The 22,849-nt window shown below is 41.7% G+C and carries 20 protein-coding genes; 7 read left to right on the forward strand and 13 right to left on the reverse strand.

From position 1 onward, the window contains the following. Positions 1–794: 794 nt before the first annotated feature. From pta to MLE17_RS05635, 4 genes are read left to right on the forward strand one after another with little or no spacing between them, the layout of a single operon-like run. Positions 795–1,811, forward strand: a complete 1,017-nt coding sequence (gene pta / locus MLE17_RS05620) for a phosphate acetyltransferase (protein WP_243347781.1) — start codon at positions 795–797, stop codon at positions 1,809–1,811. A 60-nt stretch (positions 1,812–1,871) separates the two neighbouring features. Continuing rightward, complete coding sequence (locus MLE17_RS05625; RefSeq protein WP_243347782.1) at positions 1,872–2,828, forward strand: 3-hydroxyacyl-CoA dehydrogenase family protein; 957 nt, start codon at positions 1,872–1,874, stop codon at positions 2,826–2,828. A 36-nt stretch (positions 2,829–2,864) separates the two neighbouring features. Then, positions 2,865–4,070, forward strand: a complete 1,206-nt coding sequence (locus MLE17_RS05630; RefSeq protein ID WP_243347783.1) for an acetate/propionate family kinase — start codon at positions 2,865–2,867, stop codon at positions 4,068–4,070. A gap of 30 nt (positions 4,071–4,100) precedes the next feature. Further along, a complete protein-coding gene (locus MLE17_RS05635) occupies positions 4,101–4,547 on the forward strand; it encodes a YhcH/YjgK/YiaL family protein (RefSeq protein WP_243347784.1) in 447 nt (148 codons plus the stop codon). Positions 4,548–4,776: 229 nt separating this feature from the next. Here the strand turns inward: MLE17_RS05635 and MLE17_RS05640 are convergent, their stop codons facing one another. Next, a complete protein-coding gene (locus tag MLE17_RS05640; RefSeq protein WP_243347785.1) occupies positions 4,777–5,301 on the reverse strand; it encodes a hypothetical protein in 525 nt (174 codons plus the stop codon). Between the two features lie 321 nt (positions 5,302–5,622). Here MLE17_RS05640 and MLE17_RS05645 point away from each other — a divergent pair, with 321 nt between their 5' ends. From MLE17_RS05645 to MLE17_RS05655, 3 genes are all read left to right on the forward strand, one after another. Further along, positions 5,623–8,445, forward strand: coding sequence for a glycoside hydrolase family 2 TIM barrel-domain containing protein (locus tag MLE17_RS05645; protein WP_243348126.1), 2,823 nt, complete (start codon positions 5,623–5,625; stop codon positions 8,443–8,445). A gap of 305 nt (positions 8,446–8,750) precedes the next feature. Next, positions 8,751–12,146, forward strand: coding sequence for a glycosyl hydrolase (locus MLE17_RS05650; RefSeq protein WP_243347786.1), 3,396 nt, complete (start codon positions 8,751–8,753; stop codon positions 12,144–12,146). Positions 12,147–12,393: 247 nt separating this feature from the next. Then, positions 12,394–13,452 carry a hypothetical protein gene (locus MLE17_RS05655; protein ID WP_243347787.1) on the forward strand — a complete coding sequence of 353 codons (1,059 nt, stop codon included), beginning with the start codon at positions 12,394–12,396 and terminating at the stop codon, positions 13,450–13,452. A gap of 76 nt (positions 13,453–13,528) precedes the next feature. On the opposite strand, the gene MLE17_RS05660 is transcribed toward MLE17_RS05655, so the two are convergent. The 12 genes from MLE17_RS05660 to MLE17_RS05715 form a co-directional block, all read right to left on the reverse strand. After that, entirely contained in the window at positions 13,529–14,620 is a 1,092-nt protein-coding gene (locus MLE17_RS05660) for a toxin-antitoxin system YwqK family antitoxin (protein WP_243347788.1), read from the reverse strand. Positions 14,621–14,683: 63 nt separating this feature from the next. Continuing rightward, a complete protein-coding gene (locus MLE17_RS05665) occupies positions 14,684–15,178 on the reverse strand; it encodes a YdeI/OmpD-associated family protein (RefSeq protein ID WP_243347789.1) in 495 nt (164 codons plus the stop codon). A 13-nt stretch (positions 15,179–15,191) separates the two neighbouring features. Continuing rightward, positions 15,192–15,731, reverse strand: coding sequence for an SRPBCC family protein (locus tag MLE17_RS05670; protein ID WP_243347790.1), 540 nt, complete (start codon positions 15,729–15,731; stop codon positions 15,192–15,194). Positions 15,732–15,996: 265 nt separating this feature from the next. Continuing rightward, a complete protein-coding gene (locus MLE17_RS05675; RefSeq protein WP_243347791.1) occupies positions 15,997–17,007 on the reverse strand; it encodes a hypothetical protein in 1,011 nt (336 codons plus the stop codon). Between the two features lie 92 nt (positions 17,008–17,099). Further along, positions 17,100–17,600, reverse strand: coding sequence for a GNAT family N-acetyltransferase (locus MLE17_RS05680; RefSeq protein WP_243347792.1), 501 nt, complete (start codon positions 17,598–17,600; stop codon positions 17,100–17,102). 69 nt (positions 17,601–17,669) lie between these two features. Next, positions 17,670–18,152: a hypothetical protein gene (locus MLE17_RS05685; RefSeq protein ID WP_243347793.1), complete on the reverse strand. Its 483-nt coding sequence runs from the start codon at positions 18,150–18,152 to the stop codon at positions 17,670–17,672. Positions 18,153–18,210: 58 nt separating this feature from the next. Then, positions 18,211–18,663, reverse strand: a complete 453-nt coding sequence (locus MLE17_RS05690; protein WP_243347794.1) for a DUF2059 domain-containing protein — start codon at positions 18,661–18,663, stop codon at positions 18,211–18,213. Positions 18,664–18,721: 58 nt separating this feature from the next. Beyond that, positions 18,722–19,285, reverse strand: coding sequence for a hypothetical protein (locus tag MLE17_RS05695; RefSeq protein ID WP_243347795.1), 564 nt, complete (start codon positions 19,283–19,285; stop codon positions 18,722–18,724). Positions 19,286–19,389: 104 nt separating this feature from the next. Further along, positions 19,390–19,983 (reverse strand): hypothetical protein, encoded by a 594-nt coding sequence (locus MLE17_RS05700; RefSeq protein ID WP_243347796.1) that lies wholly within the window; start codon positions 19,981–19,983, stop codon positions 19,390–19,392. A 221-nt stretch (positions 19,984–20,204) separates the two neighbouring features. After that, positions 20,205–20,690: a hypothetical protein gene (locus MLE17_RS05705; RefSeq protein ID WP_243347797.1), complete on the reverse strand. Its 486-nt coding sequence runs from the start codon at positions 20,688–20,690 to the stop codon at positions 20,205–20,207. A gap of 188 nt (positions 20,691–20,878) precedes the next feature. Beyond that, positions 20,879–21,547: a hypothetical protein gene (locus MLE17_RS05710; RefSeq protein WP_243347798.1), complete on the reverse strand. Its 669-nt coding sequence runs from the start codon at positions 21,545–21,547 to the stop codon at positions 20,879–20,881. A 362-nt stretch (positions 21,548–21,909) separates the two neighbouring features. Continuing rightward, entirely contained in the window at positions 21,910–22,842 is a 933-nt protein-coding gene (locus MLE17_RS05715; protein WP_243347799.1) for a carboxypeptidase-like regulatory domain-containing protein, read from the reverse strand. Positions 22,843–22,849: the final 7 nt, after the last annotated feature.

Genomic DNA, 22,849 nt, shown 5'->3' on the forward strand with positions numbered 1-22,849 from the left:
TCTTCATCCGGAAAAGCGAAAAGTAACTTTGAATATCGCAATACGTAAAGCCTTTTACCTTTCAGGTATTTCCATTTGCCATATTTAGATTTCTGTCAGCAAGATGAAAAAAGAAAGCTAACAAATTGATAAGACGATTTATCGTAATACAACTCCAACTTTCAAGAATGACAATCCAATTATCATGATATATTAATCAGGTTTGGATATTGTCAAACCTATTTTAAATATACATTAATCCGGTTTCGATATTGCATAACCGATTTTTAAAATACATTAATCCGGTTTGGATATTGATAAACCATTTATGGAGATATATTATTTAGGTTTGGAGATTGACAAACCAATTACGAAGATATATTAATCAATTATCGATATTCATTACTCAGGAATGAAAATACATCTACCTTCAACATGAATCGTTAAAACATTTATGAAGTTTCATCTTTTAGCTTTTCAAAATTATGCAGGATTGAAGCCCTGATACTCATTGATAAATTGGACACGTTTGCGCCTTTGAATTGTGTAAATCTTCTTGCATCTTTTATTTTCCTGAAATGAAATAATAAGCAATAATCTATATCACGATAAAAATAGTATCTATTTGTCATCAAATCAGCCCGAGTCCTGACACAATTCGTATCATCCTGTGTGCCAATTACCGAAAATAATCAAAATGTCACCATTTTAACAATTCATCCGAATAAAAAATAGTCGATTTTGCAATCTCAATATTGCAAAATTGTGTACTTTTGCAACCACATTGAATTTTCCAACATAATAAATATACCATCATGAGCTTGATGCAAGAAATTGTAGCGCGTGCTAAGGCTGACAAGCAGCGCATTGTCCTTCCGGAAGGAACTGAAATCAGAACCCTGAAAGCTGCCAACCAAATCCTGGCGGACGGAGTAGCAGAAATTATTCTTATCGGTAATCCGGAGGAAGTAAACAAATTAGCTCAGGAGAATAATCTTTCCGATATTTCAAAAGCAACCATCGTTGACCCGATCGATAACGATAAAAAAGAGGTTTACACCAACCTGCTGTTCGATTTGCGCAAAAGCAAAGGCATGACCATCGAGCAGGCTCAGAAACTGGCTCAGGATCCGCTTTACCTGGCTTGCCTGATGATCAAAAACGGTGACGCCGACGGTGAAGTAGCCGGTGCTCAAAATACGACAGGTAACGTACTTCGTCCTGCCTTCCAGATCGTAAAAACCCTTCCGGGTATCAGCGTGGTTTCAGGTGCATTCCTGATGTTTATGCCTGAAGACAAATGGGGAAACAACGGAATCATGGTATTTGCTGACTGTGCCGTTCACCCGAATCCTACCGCTGAGGAATTGGCGCAAATCGCTGTTTCTACCGGACATACGACCCGTGCTATTGCAGGTTTCGAACCTAAAATCGCGATGTTGAGCTTCTCTACCAAAGGAAGTGCGAAACATGAAATGGTGGACAAAGTGGTAAAAGCAACCCAACTGGCGAAAGAACTGGATCCGACATTGAAAATCGACGGTGAACTTCAGGCTGATGCAGCTATCATCGCATCAGTAGGTCAAAGCAAAGCTCCGGGCAGTGAAATCGCCGGCCAGGCTAATGTTTTGGTTTTCCCAACTCTTGAAGTTGGTAACATCGCGTACAAACTGGTACAACGTCTTGCAAACGCTGAAGCTGTAGGTCCTATCCTTCAGGGTATCGCCGCTCCAATCAATGACTTGTCGAGAGGTTGCTCTCCGGAAGATGTGTACAGTCTGATCGCGATTACAGCTAACCAGGCTATCGGTATCAAAAACAGCAAGAAATAACTGGCCTCCATTGTAGGGGATAAAGTTTAATTACCCGTTTACCAATAAACTTAATAATATATGTCTGAAACTATTTATGATCAAATAGAAAACTATGGTTTGAGTCAGAAAGACCGCAAAAAAACCATGTTTTCCAAAATCGGTGTGGTAGGCTGCGGTAGAGAAGGGCAAAACATCGTGGGAATTACTGCATCGGCAGGTCTTGACGTTGTGTTTGTAGAACTCTCCCAGGATAAAATCGATACTGCAATCAGCAGAATCGGCCGCAACCTCGACGATAAAATCGAAAACTGGGGTCTTACTGCCGGTGAGAAAAAAGCCATCATGACCCGCATTAAAGGTACTGTGAATTACGAAGACCTCAGCGATTGTGACTTCGTAATCGAGTGTACCCGCCACGATACCAACACCGGTGAGCGCAACACCCGCTACCGTAAAGAGGTGTTCGAAAAACTGGAATCTGTATTGGCTCCGGATGCAATCATCGCGACCAATGCCTCAACGGTAATCGTTACCGAACTGGCGCAAGACCTGCAATACAAAGAGCGTTGCATCAGCCTTCACTTCCTGGTTACACAACCGGAAGGCCGCATCCTCGAGATTGTAAAAGGTCTTTATACCTCAGATGAAGTGTATGAGAAAGTTTTGGTATTCACCAAAATGATCAAACACGAAATCATCAGCGTACATGAAAGCGCCGGCCTCGTGAGTCTTCGACTTTTCGTGGTAATGCTCAACGAAGGTTGCCAGATGTTGATGGAAAACGTTGCTTCAATCGAAGATATCGACAAAATCCTGACCAAAGGTTGGGGATACCGCAAAGGTGTGTTCCGTATTGCCGACGAAATCGGTATTGAGAAAGTGGTTGCCCTGATGGAAAATATGTTCCGTGAATACGGTGACAAAAAATACAAACCGAACACCCTGTTGATGCGTCTTTACCGCGCTAAACAATTCGGACAGCATACCGGAAAAGGATTTTACACTTACGATGAGAACGGTAAACTGATTAAGTAATCCCCGTTTTTCTAAATTAACTAGCACAAAAAGAAAATGAAGATATTAGTCTTGAATTGCGGAAGTTCTTCGGTGAAGTACAAACTCATCAACATGGAGAACAAAGATGTATTGGCTCAGGGCGGAATCGAGAAAATCGGACTGAAAGGTTCGTTTCTCAAACTTACGCTCCCCAATGGCGATAAAGTAGTACTCGAAGGTGAAATCCTCGAGCACCAGGCTGCCATCGAATATATCCTTGGCGTATTGCTGAGTGAAAAATACGGTTGTATTAAATCGTTGGACGAAATCAATGCTGTAGGCCACCGCGTGGTACACGGCGGAGAGAAATTCAACTCCTCTGTATTGATTGATGACGAAGTGATTGCTAAAATGGAAGAGTGCATCGAGATGGCTCCCCTCCACAATCCACCAAACCTCAAAGGTATCTACGCGGTAAAAAGCCTGATGCCGAATGTTCCTCAGGTAGGTGTATTCGACACTGCTTTCCACCAGACTATGCCTGACTACGCATATTTCTACGGTATTCCGTATTCTCTGTACGAAAAATATTCTATCCGTCGTTACGGATTCCACGGAACCAGCCACCGTTACGTTTCAAAACGTGCCTGTGATGTTTTGGGAGTTCCTTATGAGTCTCAGAAAATCATCACCTGCCACATTGGTAACGGTGCTTCATTAGCGGCTATCAAAGACGGTAAATCAGTTGATACAACTATGGGATTCACTCCGGTAGAAGGTTTGATGATGGGTACTCGTTCAGGTGATGTTGACGCGGGTGTAATTACCTTCCTGATGGAAAAAGAAAGCATTGGTGCACAAGGCATCAGCAACATGCTGAACAAACAAAGTGGTATGATGGGTATCTCCGGCATTTCTTCGGATATGCGCGAAGTTGCCTCTGCGGCTGACGAAGGTAACTACCGTGCTAAACTTGCCCTGGATATGTACGAATACCGCATCAAAAAATACATCGGCTCATTTGCTGCTGCTTTGGGTGGTGCTGATATTATCATATTTACCGGTGGTGTAGGCGAGAATAAAGTTTCTTCCCGTCTCAACGTTTGTAGCAACATGGAATACATGGGTATTAAAATGGATGCGGAAAAGAATGCAAAAGTTTACGGTGACGAGGCTGTGATTAGTGCTGACGATTCGAAGGTAAAAGTGATGGTTATCCCTACCGACGAAGAGTACATGATTGCATCCGACACACTGGAAATCCTGACAGCTAAAAACTAATCCTTTTTAACCACGATAAATCAATAAACTATGGTACTTGGTTCATTAAAAAACACCGAAGCGGCTGAAAAACTTCACCCGCTGTTTAAACAGGCGTTCGACTATATCAAAGCCAACGATATGGCTAAAGCTGAAGCCGGCAAAATCGAACTGGACGGTAAAAATCTTTTTATCTCTGTGCAGGAAATTACCGGTAAAACTAAGGAAGTGGCTAAAATGGAAACTCACAACAAATACATCGACATCCAGATCCCTGTGGTTGGTGTGGAAACTATGGGTTGGTTAGCTGGTGATAAATGTGTAAACTCTCCGGAGGGTTACAACGAAACCAAAGATATCACCTTCTTTACTGACGCTCCGGCAACTTATGTAGATGTTCATCCGGGCGAATTCGTAATCTTCTTCCCTGAAGACGGTCACGCTCCTGCTATCGGTAATGGCGCTATCAAAAAACTGGTAGTGAAAGTTCTGGTATAGGATTTAGCTAAACGTTATATGTAAAAACGGCTCAGAGACTTTTGTTCTGAGCCGTTTTTTTTGGGTGACAAGGAACGCACTTACCAACATATCGTTAGCTCATTTTAATTATTCTCCTCCAATCCATAAATCGCCACGTTTGAAAAAATACAACTCGGTCACATCACCAATTGGTTCAGCCAATCTTACAGTCTTATGTGGCTTGGTTAATTGCTTCTCAAACCAACGCTTATGCTTCATAATCAGACAATGAAGCATAAGCTTCAGAAGACCCGACATAGTCATTACCGTAGCACTCCTCGTCCCAACTGTATCCACAGTTTAATTTGCTAAACCGGTCTTTTATTCTGGCAGGAAGCGTTGACTTCCATATTTTATTCTTCTCCGGTTTATCAAAGAGAGTCTCATAATGAGCTATCCTTTCTCCAACCGCACATACGACCTGTGATTTTGAGAAACGAGGTTCATACAGCCAGATTTTCAAATAATAGGGTTTTCCTGATTTATCCAACTGTTCTTTCCAAGATTGATAAATATCCAATAATCCTTCAAGAATTAGTTGTCTTGTTTTCCCTTTTGGGGCGGGAATTATGCTATTCAAAATTGAGAGATCACACCACGGATGAACAACCATTTTTGAATAAACATAATAGAATGATTCAAGCGACTCAACATTAAGGTTCAGATTTTCCAAACGCCAAAGCTCAATCTGTCGTTGTCGTCTATTATGCCCTCTAATTTTCTGTTTTCTCATTCGTTTAGAATTAAATGCCGGTTTAAATATACAGAAAGTTTGACCCGTTACACAAAAAGACTAGCATTAAATTTCAGGCTTACAAGAGACTGCATACAATGGGTAGTCCCTTCTAAAATAGCACTTCCATCACCATTGTCAATCTCTTATCCTATTTCGGCAAATATTATACAGCTTAGCACAAGGCGTACGCTAATTTTGTATTCGTCAAATTTTCCCCAAACAGAAGATTCAGAGCTAAATATAAATTGGCAATACAATATCATGTTTAATCACTACCAAAAGAAACTTTCTCTATTCACGGCAGCATTCACATTGGGAATGATGTCGTTCTTTCAACTGAATGCAGCGACAAAACAGGCTGCATCCCAAACGCAAATTCAATACCTTTCCGGCAAAGGATCCGATAGCATGGTGCAATGGGACTTCATGTGTACCGATGGTCGCAACAGCGGAAAATGGAGCAAAATCGGCGTGCCTTCCTGCTGGGAACAACAAGGATTCGGAACATACAACTATGGTGTTCTTTTCTATGGAAAAGCGACAGCCCCGGGTATTCCTACCGAGCAGGGGATGTACAAATATACTTTCAAAGTGCCTGAAGAGTGGCGCGGTCGTCGTGTTCGCATTGTCTTCGAAGCCTCAATGACCGATACTGAAGTTCGCGTGAATGGTAAAAAAGCAGGTGTACACCAAGGTGCTTTCTATACTTTCCGATATGATGTAACTGACCGTCTTTTCTATGGCGGTAAAGACAACTTGCTCGAAGTAACTGTTAGCAAAGAATCTTCAAATCCGAGCGTAAATCTGGCCGAACGTCGTGCAGATTACTGGAATTTCGGTGGAATTTTCCGTCCGGTATATCTGGAAGCGTTACCGGTTCAGTTCATTGACAGAACAGCGTTGAAAGCTGAAATGGACGGTACTTTCAGAGCTGAGGTTTATCTGGGTGATGGCGCTCCTAAGGGTGCTAAAATAGTAGCGCAGGTAACCGACATCAACGGCAAACCGGTTGGAAAATCGTTCGAAACTGAAGTGCGTGAAGGTGGTGACAAAGCAATCCTGAGTTCTCATTTTGATAATGTAAAACTCTGGTCAGCTGAAGCTCCAAACCTTTATAAAGTAAATTACACCTTATATTCAGGAGACAATGCCGTACATACTGTAACTGAGAAATTCGGTTTCCGCACATTCGAAATTCGCAAAGGAGACGGTCTTTACCTGAATGGACAGCGCATCATGGTACGTGGTGTTAACCGTCACAGTTTCCGTCCGGAATCGGGTCGCACACTCAATCGCACTGCCAATTACGATGATGTAAAGCTTATCAAAAGCATGAATATGAATACCGTTCGTCTTTCTCACTATCCGGCTGATCCGGCTTTCCTTGAAGCTTGTGATGAACTTGGACTTTATGTGATGAATGAGCTGGGCGGATGGCACGGTAAATACGATACCGGCATCGGTAAAGTATTGGTTGGTGAAATGGTTACCCGCGATGTGAATCACACGTCTGTCGTTTTCTGGTCAAATGGAAACGAAGGTGGATGGAATACCGAACTGGATGGCGAATTTGCCAAATGGGATCCGCAGAATCGTCCGGTTATTCACCCGCAAGGCAATCTAAACGGACTCGAAACCATGCACTATCGTTCATACGGTGAAACACAGGAATACCTTCGTGGTAAAGATGTTTTCATGCCGACTGAGTTCCTTCACGGATTGTACGATGGCGGCCACGGTGCCGGATTGTACGACTATTGGGAAATGATGCGCAAACATCCCCGCAGCGGTGGTGGTATCCTTTGGGTATTGGCTGATGAAGGCGTTGCCCGTGCTGACCAAAACGGTCGCATTGATAACTACGGTAACTATGCCGCTGATGGTATTGTTGGTCCTCACCACGAAAAAGAAGGTAGTTACAATACTATTCGTCAGGTGTGGTCACCTGTACAAATCTTCCCGGATGTATTGCCAAATGATTTCAAAGGCGTGCTTCAGGTGGAAAACCGCTACGACTTCGATAATCTGAAAGATTGTCGTTTCAAATGGTCTTTGGCGAAATTCGCTTCACCAATGGATGCTAAAAGCAACAAGCAAATTGTGGATAAAGGCGAATTTGACGGACCGAATGTGGCTGCTCATGGTAAAGGCGAAATCAAGCTTGGATTGCCGGGGAACTGGCGCGATGCCGATGTGTTGTATGTAACCGTGGTTGACCCGCAGGGCATGGAATTATTCACCTGGTCGTGGAGCTGGAAGCCAAAAGCAGATTATCTGGCTACGTCTCAGAAAAGCAAAGTTGAAGTAAAAGAGGAAAAAGATAAAATTACTGCAACCGTTGGTGCGACCGAACTTGTGTTTGACAAGAAAACCGGAGAACTTGCAGGTGTGAAACAAGCGGGTAAAACCATCTCCTTCGGAAACGGGCCCCGTTTCGTGGCTGCCCGTCGCGGAGATCGTTCATTAGACGGTTATGTAGATATAAATTTAGAGAATACTAAAGCTGTTGACCGTATTTACAACGAAATAAAATACCCGAGTACCCTGACCAGCTTCACCTCAAAAATGGAAGGTGAAAATCTGGTGATGGAAGCCAAATATTTCGGAGCGATGAATACTGTAAAATGGACATTGTCTCCTGATGGGAAACTTCGCCTTGATTACCAGTACGGATACGATGGCGTTGTTGAACTGATGGGTGTGAAGTTTGATTATCCGGAAGAAAATATGCAGGCGATCCGCTGGTTGGGTAAAGGACCTTATCGTGTATGGCAAAACCGTCTGCACGGTACTACGCTGGATGTGTATGACAATACCTACAACGACCCGATTCCAGGAGAAAGCTTTATCTATCCGGAGTTTAAAGGATACTTCAACGACTGGCGTTGGGCTAATTTTACCACTAAAGAAGGTCACATCATTATGGCGAATGAAAAACCGGGCAGTTATCTTGGTGTTTATACCCCGCGTGATGGCCGTGATGCATTGCTTTACACTTTGCCGCAAACAGGACTGGCTGTGTTCGATGTAATTCCAGCTGTTCGTAACAAGGTAAATGCGACCGATCTTGTAGGTCCTTCTTCTCAGGCAAAACAGGTGAGTGGCCCGCAAAACGGAACGATTTTCTTTAGATTTCAATAAGTATAAGACCCCACCCCGGCCCTCCCCGAAGGGAAGGGGGAAAGACGCAAAGCGACGAAAATAGCTATCCGATTTTTCTAAAACTGTAAACTTTGGAAAAACTGGACAGTCTCCAAGATATAAAAACGAATTGTTTTTTTGTGTGTTAGTAGATAAATAATGGTGAGTTAAATGTGCAAGGGTACAATCGATGTGATATCGTTTGTGCTTTTGCCATTTATGTTTTTAGACAAATTGAATAATCAAATACGTATTTCGTAGAGACGCGGCCTGCCACGTCTCTTACAGTACGAAAAATATCTATCATGAAAAAAATCACATTGATCCTGTCAGTAATCCTTATCTGTTTTATGTCAATGACATTGCGTGCAGAGGATGATCTTAAAAGGAATTTCCAAACGCCACCGGAATCAGCAAAACCATGGGTATTCTGGTACTGGATGCAGGCAGCCGTGACCAAAGAGGCCATTACCGCCGATCTGGAATCGCTTAAGCAAAACGGCATCGCTGGTGTTTACCTGATGCCGATCTATGGCAAGACTGATCCGCCGTTAATTGCGCATCCGATTGAGCAGTTGACTCCCGAATGGTGGCAGATGGTGAAGTTCTCCATGACCGAAGCTGACCGCTTGGGGCTGAAAGTGGCCATGCACGTGAGTGATGGTTTCGCATTGGCCGGTGGTCCGTGGATTACTCCGGAGCTCTCGATGCAAAAGGTTGTTTCATCGAAGACCTTCATCGTCGGTGGTAAGCCTATCCGTAAAGCCCTTGCACAGCCCGAGACTATTGAAAACTATTATAAAGACATTGCGGTCTATGCCTATCCGACTCCTACTAAAGCGACTCAGACTACCCTGAACGTCATACCGAAAGTAACGACAAGCGTGGCTGATGCTGATGCATCTTTTTTAGTAAAAGAAGGCAATAAAGAGACCTTCAAAGGTGGCACCTCATGTTGGATTCAATACGCTTTCGAGAAACCGTTCACCTGTCGTCAGGTGAAGATATTTACCGGAGGAAATAACTATCAGGCACAGCGCCCGACCATCCAGGTGAGTGATGATGGCAAAACTTTCCGTACCATTGCCCGTTTGCAGGCACCCCGTCACGGCTGGCAGGATACCGATGCCGACAATACCTATGCAATACCTTCGACTACGGCCAAATATTTCCGCTTTGTATATGATGTGAACGGCACTGAACCCGGTTCTGAAGACCTGGATGCTGCTAAGTGGAAACCGACTATCAAGCTGAAAGGCATAATGCTCTCAGGTGAACCTGTCATTCACCAATATGAAGGAAAAGCCGGTGAGATCTGGCGCGTGGCTTCCCGTACTACTTCGGCTCAATTGCCCGATTCGTTGTGCGTGCCGGTGAGTAAACTGATTGATATTTCCGCTTTTGTAAAAGACGGAGTCCTTGACTGGAAAGCTCCTGCGGGCAACTGGACTATCCTCCGCATCGGCCACACCTCTACCGGCCATACCAATGCGACCGGTGGTGGCGGTAAAGGTCTCGAATGTGATAAATTCAATCCCGATGCCATCCGTCTGCAATTTGACAAATGGTACGGAGAAGCGGCTCGCGTTGCGGGACCGGAGCTTGCCAAACGGGTATTATCTATCTTCCATGTCGATAGTTGGGAATGTGGTAGTCAGAACTGGTCTCCTTATTTCCGTGAAGAGTTTAAGAAACGTCGTGGTTATGATATTTACAATTATCTGCCGGTGATGGCGGGTGTTCCTGTCGGTAGTGCAGAGTTGTCGGAGAATGTGCTGAACGATGTTCGTCAAACCATAGCCGAACTCATTGTCGATATATTTTATGTGACGTTGAAACAAGAATCCGCAAAACTGGGCGTTGCTTTCACAGCCGAAAGCGTTTGTCCGACGATGACCAGCGATGGCATGCTGCATTACGATAAAGTAGATGTGCCAATGGGTGAATTTTGGCTCAATAGTCCGACTCATGATAAGCCCAACGATATGCTCGATGCCATTTCCGGCGCTCATATTTATGGCAAAAAAATAATTCAGGCGGAAGGTTTTACCGAATTGCGCCTCGAATGGAACGAATATCCTGCCATGCTGAAGGCTTTGCAGGACCGCAATTACGCTTTGGGCGTAAATAAACTGGTCTATCACGTGTCGATGCTCAATCCGTGGCCGGATCGTAAGCCGGGGATGACACTCGGAGGCGTTGGTCTTTGCTTTCAACGTGACCAAGTCTGGTGGAAGCCGGGCAAAGCATGGGTGGATTATGCCTCCCGTTGCCAGACGTTGCTGCAAACCGGTGATCCTGTAGTCGATATTGCTGTATTTACCGGTGAAAACACACCAAGAAGATCATTATTGCCTGATCGTTTGGTAAGCTTGTTGCCGGGTATTTTCGGTGCTGATCGGGTAGCTGCGGAGAAAGTCCGTCTGGCTAATGTCGGTCAGCCGCAACGCATTCGTCCTGTAGGGGTTGGTCATTCCGCTAATATGGCCGATCCGGAGAACTGGACCGATCCGTTGCGTGGTTATGCTTACGACTCGTTCAACAAAGATGCGCTGCTTCGCCTGGCTACCGTGAAGGATGGCAAGATTGTTTTGCCGGGCAGTGCTTCTTACAGCGTATTGGTAGTTCCGGGCGCTCATCCGATGAATCCTGATTCCGATTATATGTCTGTCGAGGTGGCGCAAAAGCTGCTCCAGTTAAAGAAAGAGGGCGCTACGATTCTCTTTGGAGCGACTCCGAAATTTGTTCTCAATGGATTGAATCCGGCAAAAGATGATGTTGAGTTACGTGCAGCGATTGCTCAGTTAACTTCGGGTAATGTTGGCAAAGACAAACTGCTTGCTTTACCTTATACCGATAATACATTTGACAAAATCAATCTTCCACAGGATGTAATTGCTCATGAAGGCGGTTCTTCTGTTCAGGCTCAGAAAATTGCCTGGACCCACCGCCGTGATAAAGACACAGATATTTACTTTATCTCCAACCAGCAAGAGAAAGCACGCACATTGAATCTCTCATTGCGTGTTGCAGGTAAAGTGCCGGAACTTTTTGATGCTGTGACTGGTGAAAATGCCGATGCTGCGGAGTGGAAGTTTGAATACGGTCGCACTCTGTTGCCGATTAAGCTAGATGCCAGTGGTTCTATCTTCATTGTACTGCGTCGCAAGGCTGATGCGGGACAAACGGCTGCTATTGCTCCTGCTCCAAAAGCACCTGTAGAGCAACCGATCACCGGTAACTGGCAAGTGACCTTCGATTCAACGTTGGGTGGCCCGAAAGCTCCGGTGACATTCACCGCATTGACCGACTGGAGCCTGCATGCTGACAGCTGTATCCGTTATTACTCGGGAGCGGCTTGCTATGCGATCTCATTTACCCATAAAGTGAAGGTGAAAGCCGGCGAAAAACTGTTTCTCGATCTCGGTGAGGTGAATAATATTGCATCTGTAAAAGTAAATGGCATAGATTGCGGCGTTGCCTGGACTGCTCCTTACCGGGTAGATATCACCCGTGCGGTACAAAAAGGTAAAAACGCTCTGGAAATCGAAGTAACCAACACCTGGACCAACCGGATGATTGGAGATCAACGTCTGCCGGAAGCTCTGCGTATTGCCAAAACTAATGCTGCTTTCCGTCTTGAAGGCAAACCGCTGCTCAAAGCGGGGCTCACCGGAATAGTAAAACTGATTAAAGAGTAAAGATTTTAGACAAAAGACAGAAGACCTAAAGATATGATTTGCTTATAGGAGAACAAACCTTCAGACTGTCATCCCGTGCTTGACACGGGATCTCAAAATCGCAGAATTTCATTTATTGATCTTTATCAAGTTGAGAGATCCCGCATCAAGTGCGGGTTGACAATTCGAATATTTCGATCGTAAATTTGTCTTTATGCTGTTACATCAATCTCAAACCGAATTCAAAATATACTAGCACAATAACCCCATGAACCAAACCCTGTTACCCGTTGACATTGTCCTTGCCCCGGAGTGGTGGGCAAAAAACACCGAACTTACGTTTGACCGTGACTTCTTCTTTCACCCCTTGAAACGTGTCGAATCCGAGCAGCGCATGGAGAAAGAACTCTATGCCCGTTGGGGAAAATACGGCCTCGGAGAGCATCATGCAGAGAAACGCCCTGAAGTGGGAGCCGTCCACCTGGCTGCGGGCTACCTGCTGTCTGAGATGCTCGGCTGTGAGGTAAACTATTCCGAAAATCATCCGCCACAGGTACTGGCAGCCAATCGAGAAGATTACGCAGTAGATGTCGATGCAGCGTTTCACTCTCCCGCTTACAAGGAGTTTGTCAAGCTTACCGAATCGCTCAAGCAGACTTACGGTCACCTGACCGGTGATGTCAACTTCGGCGGTGTGCTTAACATCGCGCTCGACCTCTTTGGTCAAAACCTTTTCATGGGAATGATGCTGCAACCGGATGATGTGAAAGTTGCTTTCAATAACATTGCTTCGGTGATTGACCGTTTTACCGGCAGTGTCTTTGCCGAAACCGGTTCGACCTCCATCTCTGTCACCCGCCTGGTACGTCATTTGGCCAAACCGGTATTCTTACACTCAGAATGTTCGCATACGATGATCTCGACCGAAGATTACGATGCGTTGCTAAAAGAGTATGATGTAAACTGGAATCAATCGAAGAGTCCTTTCGGCATCCACTATTGCGGCAACGACCCACACCGTTATGCGGAGACTTTTGCCTCTTTGCCTCACCTTGACTTCCTCGATCTCGGCTGGGGTGGTGATGTGAAACAACTTCGTGCTCAATTGCCCAATACGTTCTTTAGCCTGCGCCTGAGTCCGGTGGAGATTGTCAACCAATCCAACGACGAGATTCGTGAAACCATTACGCGTCTCGTTACCGAATCGGCTAATCCTTATCTGACCGGTGTCTGCTGCATCAATATGGATGACCAGGTTTCGGATGATAAGATCGAAACCATCCTGCAAACAGTGGCTGACCTGAGAGCTGAGGTTCTTGCGAAATAAATTCTGTTTGAACAGATACGAAAAGAAAAGGAGTTGAAGATTGCGGTCTTCAACTCCTTTTCTTTTCTATAGTATGTCATTTTGGGGAACTCCCAAAATCTTCAATTTTAATCACTTTTCCTGCTTTATCATAAGTCTTCCAACAACCAGATTTACTATTATTAGTGTAATAACCTCTTATTCTAATCTCACCATTCGGAAAATATTCTTCATAAAGACCGTTATTAACTCTGTATCCGGGATTTCGACTACACATATAAGGAACTTCACCATTATAATATGATCTAAAATGAAGTTGACCTGTAGGAAAAAACTCATCTTCCCTTCTTAAAGTAAATAATTTATCGTAGTATGTTTTGGTCAAGATATTACCCAGACTATCATATTGGACCCATATACCAATAGGCAAAGTAGCTTCTCCCATACACATCCTTTTATGGAATGATTTTATATATTCTAGCTCTTTTCTACCAACTGATTTGGCATAATAATTCAACGATTTGAGTTGTCCATTTCTATAATATGACTTCCATGTACCTATCTGATAATCGTTCATATAATATCCTACTTGCTCGATCTTTCCATTTGGGTAATAATCAATACTTAGACCATTTCGAATATTATTATGGTAATTGCATAAGTGATCAATTGCCCCGTTGCGATAGTAATTAATTACTTGTCCTTCATATTTACCACTCTTATAATATGATTTGCTTCTTATTGTATTATAATTCCACCATGTATAATGATAACCTTCTTCTTTTCCATTAACATATGTTAGACATTCCTCTAGTTCTCCATTTTCATTCCAAAATGTTACAGGTCCATGTTCTAATCCATGTTCGTAAATTCGTGTTTCTTTTAGCTTCCCATTTGGAGCGTAAAAATGAAATAAACCTTCCGGTTTTTTGTTTCGATATTTTCCGGTAAATGCTATGATGCTATCCTTATATATTCCAATATAAGTTCCATCGATAATATTGGAATCAGGTGTTATATCGACGTATTGATTCGTATCAAATATTATCGGGAATATTCTATTTTCAGCAAATTTTCTAAGATCAATATTTGAACGTTTATTCTTTTCTTTAGAGATATTTCGCTTGTTAGAGTTGTTGCAGGAAATAGAGCTAATTATGAGTATCACAATAAATATTACTTGTTTCATTTTATGCCATTTATCGAGTATAAGTGAGAGGTTATTCTTATTAGATTGTTAGTAATTGTATTTTCATTTCCCCTTCTCCACCATCTTCAATCCCATTACCAACCGATTAATCGTCTGCGCCATTCGTTCGATTTGCAGATCTTCCCGCTTGGCCGAACTGATCCAATCGATATAGGCCTGTTGTTCATTGTCTGTGAGTTGGTCAAAGAATCTCCGGGCATCGGGTTCATCTTCCAGACAGAGGCGCAGGTTTTCCGGTATTTCGAGGGGAATTTCTTCGGCATAAAGTATGACATGTACGGAATCACCCGCTTCTTTCTTAATCTTCTTCCTGATTTCGGCTTTCACGGGCAGAAAGAGCATACCGTTTCCCATCGGCATCAGGTGATAATTGCTGAATTCGTAACTATCAATGCAACCTCTTACCTTTACCCAGTTGAACCACGACTTCTTATCGGGTGCGATTTCAGGAATAGCGGCATAGGTCCAGCCGCCTTTCCCGGGAAATTTCTCCAGGATATAGTTATTATCGGTCAGAAGTTTGAATTGTTCATCCATATCATACGCTTGATTACGATTCCAGTACCTTTTTCAGATTATCGAGACCAGTTTGCAGGTCTTTCCCTAACAACTGCTCCATATTCATCATAAGCAGCATCACATTTTGGGGATAACCCATCCTTCCGTCAAATCCCCAGCAGACTTTCGTCTCATTTTCAGAGACAGATTCGATAAGCATATACACCCGGCTGGTAGAGCGGAACGGTTTAAGAAACCGCAATTCCCAGTCAATGCTCTTGCCCTCATTCAGGGCATGAATTTCCTGCTCACCGACACCCACTTTTTTAACTTTGCTGTTCCATTTCATGATGGCTCCTACTGTGCCATCTGTACCCAGATACTCGCGCTGCATATTTACATCCATTTTTGACCAGACGGTGTAGAATTCCTGGTTTTTCAATAGCTTGACATAGTCAAACACCTCATCTTTCGGACGTTTGATGATGACGGTGCGCTCCACGACATACTCTTTGCGCGAGAAAAGAGCAATAATATACACCAATGCTACAAGGCTGAGCAATACGGCCAGGATAATTTGTAATGCAAACATAAGATTCCGGATTTAAGGTGAATGTTTTTTGTTTTTCAGGTATCCCTTTTTGATTCAGAGGAATAGTTTAAAAACATTCAGGGAATGGGGAATGTTCGCGAATAGTCTGCTCCTATTCCATCCCCCTCGATTCCAATCGAGGGGGAAATGTTTGATTGCTTATAGCAATCCTATTATTAAATTCAGACTCTGCATCAAAACACGATATATTGCTAACTCAATTCAATCAATAACTGATCAAAATATAAACAATCCCTTTTCATTTCTAAAAATGATATCCCAATCCTCCTGTAATATTAATGCCTCCTCCTTGACCATTGATAAGAAAATCACTTGTTGGATAATATTTTTCGCCAGATTTGAAGTTGTAATTTACATTGTAATAAGTGATTCCTATTTGAAATGACCAGTCGCTAGGCATTATAGTTTCATAAAATGCTGAAATATGGAAACCTTGCTGATCTTTATATTTCCAGGTATCATCAAATCCATCTTTGATCTTACTTAATTCAAAAGTCATTTCAGGATTTAGATATAAATCCCCTCCAATCCCGATTTTCAGACGAGATGATTCTTTTTTGTTTAATGGGATCATATATAATGGAGTTATTGAAATATTTTTTCGTTCAAAATGTATCGATCCATTACTTATTGAAGGGTGTAAAAAACTACGTTTATATCCAAAGTCCAAAGCAAGTCCAAAGTTTTTTATAAACTCTAAGGTATAATTGAGACCTAAATCAAGCCCTCCTCCAAAACTAATATATGCATCTTCTGCGGTAGTTGTGTTAACTGCAGAAGCTTTATCAAGACCAAACCCTCCACCAATATTAAATCCGATAGAATTTTGCGGTATAAAAACATCCTTCTTTGTAGGCGCTTTATTTGTAAGTTGATTTCTAATAAGCTCTTTTCGAGCCATAGCACTATCCATTAAAGTAAAAACTAATGAAGAGTCGGGCGACACCGGATTAGGACCTAACTTTATAAAGTAGGTCTTATCCTTTTGGGTTTTAAGATGGATCTCTGATAAATTGGGATTGTAGTTTTTAAAATATAAACACCCTGGCTTGACATAGAATGAATAATATGTTTTATTCTTGAGTTTTGTGATGATAGAATCCGCCATGTAAACTTTATAAGCTGGATGTTGATTCTCTAAGTTATCATTACGATAAAATACTATTCGACAGTTGTTTGTGTCGCTTGCCCATAATGCAGTAATAACTGATAATAAAATTACCGTACTAATACATTGTCGTTTCAATTGTTTCATAATTATATTTCTATGGTTGGTTGTTTTCTTGCTTGTATATATTTGATTTTCAATATTGAAATACTATGACTTTTGATTAACGATCAATTCTCTTACCTCTTATTCAAAATACTCATATTATAAGTTGACCAATAGCTGTTCCCCACCCTTATATTCTCACGTAGCAACCCTTCAATCTCTAATCCGCAATCCTGATAGCACTTGATGGCCGGTTGATTGAAGTCATACACGCCAAGATCGAGACGGTGCAGTCGCAAATCATCAAATCCGATATGAATCAACGCCCGGACAATGGCTTTGCCGAAGCCGCGGTTACGGTATCGCTCCTCTCCTATCAGAATGCGGCAGATGCGTGCCGATTTGTTCTTCGTGTCGATATGATTGAGTTCGGCATGACCGATCACTTCATTTGATTCGACCTCAACCACCCGATAGATTAACCGGTTTGGTGTCTTTCGGTAGATCTCCAACTGCTCATGCGTCACCGGCCACGTGAAAACCGGACCGCTGAATTGTACCATTTCTTCTTCCGATGCAATCCAACTGATCAATCTATCGTAATCTTGTCGGTCAAAGGGTTCAAGGTGTATCATTTCTAGTATATTTTTAAACACATTCAAAGAATATCCAGAATAAAATCAGTGATTTATCATTGTCAGAAATTACATTCCACAAATACCAATGAATCGTTTTACAATTTTACATTGGTCATTTTCAACAATTATTATTCCTTCCATCTGAGTCGCTTCGTCTCCAATGTATTTTTTCTTTTTCACTTTAATTGTAAGCCTAAGCTTGTTTTTGGTGTAATAGAAATTATTGTTCTGCTTGTCATGACTTATTAGATTAAACATTTCCAGTTTATTGTTTATCGATACATAAGCACTATTAGCAAGATTATTCACACAGATATAGACTTCTTTATCCATGTCTTTTTTTGAAAGACTAAAAAAGCAGCCACCTCCTTCTTCCATCTCTTTGGGCAATTTTGTAAATGTATCTACACTAAACTGTCCTAATTTATTATTGACGGAAATGTTATTTGCTTTTGGTGCTTTAGATGGACTATTTTGTTGATTACTACTATTTAGAGATATGTTTAGGACAAATATTGCAACTAATAATATCAAAATCCGATGTTTCATTATTATTCTTTTGTTTGATTACTTGTTACAAGCAGAATTCAATTAATCCTGCACTAATTTATTGATGCTTCTCTTTAGCGCCCTTCTGCTGCTCCAACCTTTTCAAAATCTTTTCCGCCAGTTGTTTGCCCCAGTTTTGACCGGCCAGCATCGACTCCTGAGAAATAGCCGGAGTTTGCTGGATTACTTTCTTGCCAATCGGTGAGTTGTAAAATGTTATCAACTGGTCAATATCAGCTTCCGTATAATATTTATCGTAAATCGGCTTTATCAGGTTATTAAGATCCTTGGGGCTCATCTCTTTCTGGAAATCAGTCCAAAATTTTGCATCGACTTTGGGATAAGATGCTTTCATTGTATTCAACATATTTTGCGCCATTTGCACTCCGACCTTTGCCATTCCGGTAAGTTCCAGCAATTGGTCAATCTTTTTACTCTTCGCTGCCGATTGAGCGAAAGCTGCTGCGATTATTCCACTGCAAAGGAATAAGGTGATGATTGTTCGTTTCATTGTTTATGGTGTTTTTGAATGTGTTATATTGATTTTCGGTTTTATACCTGACAGGTTTTCAAAACCTGTCAGGTGTTCGATTACTGAATCTTTTAAAAGAAGGATAGTTTTTCAGACAATTCGTACTTACTTTCCCAAAACAATTATCGTCTGTTGTTTTGTACTTGTCCCAGTAAATCCAGTAAATTGAATCATTCTCTGAATCCCTACAAAATCTCAGGGAAACAGTCTGTTTTTGAGATAAAATGGTAATCAGGAAAGTGTCAGTAGGGCTTGAATGATTCCCTAGATCATCAAATATGTTTTGAATATCACGAGTAAGTTGACAACAGACTTCTTTATTTACTGATGAACTATTTATTTCAATCTTGGAATTATTAGCAAGTTCTTTTATTTCGTCTCTTACTCTTATTTCAATTATCCATCTGAGAAGAAATATACTTGCAAAAACTATAAAAACCTGAGCAAAAAGAATTACTCCAATTTTCATTTTCTTTTTTCCATTCTCAACCTCATAATTACGGACATACCACATTATTCCAAAACCGATAATAGCTAAAACAAATGATGGAATTATAGCCCATTTCCATAAGGAGAATATATTGTCAAATAGAGTGGTCATTGCAATATCGTTATAATTGTTTCATATTAAAAGCGGATTACTTGCCCCTGAAATCCAAAGTTACAATATCATTCGCTCTTTTGGTGCTTTGTAATAATCTGGGTTTACTTATTGATTAAAATACTGTCTTTAACAGGTCCATGTTCAGTATTGATTAAAAGTACTCCATTTTTACCGGCAGTTTTGCCCCATAGTAAAATAGCTGTTTTTGAATTTAATCGCATAGTATCAGTGATAACGTTCCTTTTTAAGATGTTTATCACCGAATCATAGTCTTTATATCCAACTCCGTCAATCGAATAAAGAATTTTGTTTCCGGGATAGAGATACTTAGAGACTTTCTGATCAATGTAAAAACAGGATGAGCGCGGGAATGAATACTGAGTTCTCAATTGAAATATATTATACCCGGATTTTGCGTATTCATAATATGATCTGTAAATATCATGTTCTCTTGCATATCTTTCATTCATTATGGTGTACAAATAGTTTGAGTCATTCCTTCTTTTAAGTGAGTCAAAAACATTGACTGGCATAGCTTTATTCCAACTATTTACCGGATTTACTCTCTTTCCATTCTCAACCTCATAATTACGTACATAAGACCACATTATTCCAAAACCGATAATAGCCAAAACAAATGATGGAATTATAGCCCATTTCCATAAGGAGAATATATTGTCAAATAGAGTGGTCATTGCAGCATTGTAATATTTGTTTCATATTAAAAGTAGAAATCCGGAACTACAATATCGTTCGCACCTACAGTGCTGTGAAATGCCGTAGGCATGGCCGATATTGTAGCACATGGGTTTTAACCCTGTGAAATATGATTACCCCAATCTTTGCCGTTTCCCAATAAAGATATAAAGGCAACACCCTAAGATAATTAAAAGTATGACAACATTAGAATCCCCCCTTAGAAGTTTACCACAAAAGCCAGACCATCTGCTTTCATTTTAAATTTCATGTCTAAAGAGGTGTTTGGAATCTGTGACTTTTGCCCACCGTTGTATAAAGCAACAGCTTTTGCCGCATTTTTATTGATCGAACTGCTTATCGGGATGGTAATGCATAGAAGTGCGCCTCCAACTCCGGCTAATGACCAGTTTGGTTTGCCCCCTCCCATAGCTGTTCCGATAGGCCATCCCACCAGAAAACCTCCTGCGTAGCTGAATACAGTTGCCAAACCTACATTGTCCGAGGCTTTCTTCATGTAATTGTAGGCTTCGGGATTACTTTGCATCTGTTCGAGCATTTTACTATAGGTCAATGTTTTCCCGTTTTGTTCAAATTTGTATCCGCCAAACATTTTGGTGACTTTGATTGAATCATTGGTTGTTTGGGAAAACGTAGATACAGACATAATAATTCCCATTAGAGCTAATAAAATAGATTTAGTCATGTGATGTGTTTTGTGATTTTTGTTTTGGTTGTATTTGGTTTGTCGATTCCTTTCTGTTGGTATCAGTAGTTATTTTTCTTTATACCTGACAGGTGTTTCATATGTGATATCCAACACTATAAATTAATCGTATTGCAACGGTTTACCGAGAACCTGACAGCGTTTATAGACCTGTCAGTGTGAAAATGTTATATTTCTAACCACTGTTCAATTGCTTCAACCTCAAGCTTTCCATTGTGCATGTATTGGAAATTTGCCTCATCATCAAACCAACCCATAACAGCTTCGCGAAATAACTTTGTCGGTTTCACCGAAACACATGACAAGTATGAAGACCACGGATATTCCATCGGATGTTCGCAAAAGCCATGATGAACAGGATTGTTATGAATGTAAATCACGACATTTTTTAAATACACTTCGTTGTCAATTTCTCTTCTTTTAAAAGGTCGTTCAAATATATTACCATGTCGATTAGATACGATATTATGATTTTTTGCATAAGCATTAAACAGATGGGAGAAATGCAGGTAAGCCTCCGGACTTTTTGCATTATCTGAAACAATCTCTTTCTGTATTGGTACCGTTTCCCATTTTACCGCATTAAAATCCTCGTCATTTGGAAAATCAACTCGTGAATATTTGTACACTATATTCTCTTTTATTCGTACTAAAAGATGAAAATGATTTGGCATCAACACCCATGAATAGGTTTCTGCAATCGGTTCAATAAATTTCGAATACAAAAACAGAAAATGCTCGTAATCTCTCTCGTTGCGAAAAAGATCTTCGCCATTAATTCCCCGGTTATAAATATGATAATACTTACCGGATACAAGAACGTTCTGATTTGCCATACTATTCGTTTTGTTTGTTTTTAACGCTGACAGGTGCAAGCACGCTGTCAGGTTATCAAATTGTGAAGACCTACTCTTTTAATCAACCAGACTAAATTGATCTACCGAAAACCTGACAGCGTCGATAGACCTGTCAGCGTTAAAGATGCATCATCCCAATATAAACGCTGATAGATGCAAGCACGCTGTCAGGTTATCACATTGCGAAGAACTACTCTTTTAATCAACCAGACTAAATTGATCTACCGAAAACCTGACAGCGTCGATAGACCTGTCAGCGTTAAAAAACATCATTCCAATATAAACGCTGACAGGTGCAAGCACGCTGTCAGGCTATCAAAGTGTAAAAAGAAAGCCCCCCCCTACACCTGTTCCATTTTAATCACCAGAGATTGCGGCTCACCGCTACAATAATGCAGAATCGTTTCACTCCTTTTGAAGCCTGTTTTGACAGCTGTGACCCGATACGAACCTTCATCAATCGTCTTAATCAACATTCCACCCTTCTCAGCCGATGTGCGGGTCATGCTCATTTCGTCAAACTCCTCGCTTGGCGTCTCCGATGTATTGAGAAGCTCCAACGTAACCTGAACCCCTTTGAGCGGATTGCCCTGGGCATCCGTCACATTAATCTTCACCGCTACCGAACGCGTACCTCTGACGGTCACTTTGCGTGCAGATTTGTATTTACTATAGAGAGCAGTGTTGGTCTCGCTAATCAGCTCCACGATCAGGTCAATGTTACCCAACGATTCTTCGATGTTGTCATGACATTCATCCACTGCGTTGTTATATTCGCGGCTGTTGAGCTTATTGATCGTGGGCTTGGGAATACTGCTTTTGAACTTGTCATTCAGCGTTTTCAACCCGGTAATATCCGCTTCCGCTATGTTGTACTCCGCAGTCTTGTCTTTGTGTTCTTCAGCCCGTATGAGCAATGCATCCACAAACTCCGTCAACTCCCCGTGCTTCATACGTTTGATGTCGGTTTTGGAGTAATCAGTCTCCGCTTTTAGCTGGGAAAGATTGTTGACGGTAGCGTAAATATTAAGATACTTACACAATGTAATCGCCTTTGTTTCCAGTTTGACACGATTTTCCGCCTTTACCGTAGTGCTGTCTGTTGTGATCAGGAACTGCTCCGGCCTCAGGCTCGTCAGCGTGTCGAAGTCCGTATTAAACTGTGATTCATAACTGATAAAATTAGGCAGTTTACCAAATTCTGTTTTGTTTTGCGAAAAGACTTCGCGTAGTAACCGGTACATTTCTACCGATGCGTCTTGTTTATTACCCATTCTCTTT

The organism is Parabacteroides sp. FAFU027, assembly GCF_022808675.1.
Classification (GTDB): Bacteria; Bacteroidota; Bacteroidia; order Bacteroidales; family UBA7332; genus CAXXIC01.

Bases quoted from the DNA above. Each gene is read 5' to 3' on its own strand.
- pta (WP_243347781.1), top strand. From the start codon at position 795: ATGAGCTTGATGCAAGAAATTGTAGCGCGTGCTAAGGCTGACAAGCAG.
- MLE17_RS05625 (WP_243347782.1), top strand. From the start codon at position 1,872: ATGTCTGAAACTATTTATGATCAAATAGAAAACTATGGTTTGAGTCAG.
- MLE17_RS05630 (WP_243347783.1), top strand. From the start codon at position 2,865: ATGAAGATATTAGTCTTGAATTGCGGAAGTTCTTCGGTGAAGTACAAA.
- MLE17_RS05635 (WP_243347784.1), top strand. From the start codon at position 4,101: ATGGTACTTGGTTCATTAAAAAACACCGAAGCGGCTGAAAAACTTCAC.
- MLE17_RS05640 (WP_243347785.1), bottom strand. From the start codon at position 5,301: ATGAGAAAACAGAAAATTAGAGGGCATAATAGACGACAACGACAGATT.
- MLE17_RS05645 (WP_243348126.1), top strand. From the start codon at position 5,623: ATGATGTCGTTCTTTCAACTGAATGCAGCGACAAAACAGGCTGCATCC.
- MLE17_RS05650 (WP_243347786.1), top strand. From the start codon at position 8,751: ATGAAAAAAATCACATTGATCCTGTCAGTAATCCTTATCTGTTTTATG.
- MLE17_RS05655 (WP_243347787.1), top strand. From the start codon at position 12,394: ATGAACCAAACCCTGTTACCCGTTGACATTGTCCTTGCCCCGGAGTGG.
- MLE17_RS05660 (WP_243347788.1), bottom strand. From the start codon at position 14,620: ATGAAACAAGTAATATTTATTGTGATACTCATAATTAGCTCTATTTCC.
- MLE17_RS05665 (WP_243347789.1), bottom strand. From the start codon at position 15,178: ATGGATGAACAATTCAAACTTCTGACCGATAATAACTATATCCTGGAG.
- MLE17_RS05670 (WP_243347790.1), bottom strand. From the start codon at position 15,731: ATGTTTGCATTACAAATTATCCTGGCCGTATTGCTCAGCCTTGTAGCA.
- MLE17_RS05675 (WP_243347791.1), bottom strand. From the start codon at position 17,007: ATGAAACAATTGAAACGACAATGTATTAGTACGGTAATTTTATTATCA.
- MLE17_RS05680 (WP_243347792.1), bottom strand. From the start codon at position 17,600: ATGATACACCTTGAACCCTTTGACCGACAAGATTACGATAGATTGATC.
- MLE17_RS05685 (WP_243347793.1), bottom strand. From the start codon at position 18,152: ATGAAACATCGGATTTTGATATTATTAGTTGCAATATTTGTCCTAAAC.
- MLE17_RS05690 (WP_243347794.1), bottom strand. From the start codon at position 18,663: ATGAAACGAACAATCATCACCTTATTCCTTTGCAGTGGAATAATCGCA.
- MLE17_RS05695 (WP_243347795.1), bottom strand. From the start codon at position 19,285: ATGACCACTCTATTTGACAATATATTCTCCTTATGGAAATGGGCTATA.
- MLE17_RS05700 (WP_243347796.1), bottom strand. From the start codon at position 19,983: ATGACCACTCTATTTGACAATATATTCTCCTTATGGAAATGGGCTATA.
- MLE17_RS05705 (WP_243347797.1), bottom strand. From the start codon at position 20,690: ATGACTAAATCTATTTTATTAGCTCTAATGGGAATTATTATGTCTGTA.
- MLE17_RS05710 (WP_243347798.1), bottom strand. From the start codon at position 21,547: ATGGCAAATCAGAACGTTCTTGTATCCGGTAAGTATTATCATATTTAT.
- MLE17_RS05715 (WP_243347799.1), bottom strand. From the start codon at position 22,842: ATGGGTAATAAACAAGACGCATCGGTAGAAATGTACCGGTTACTACGC.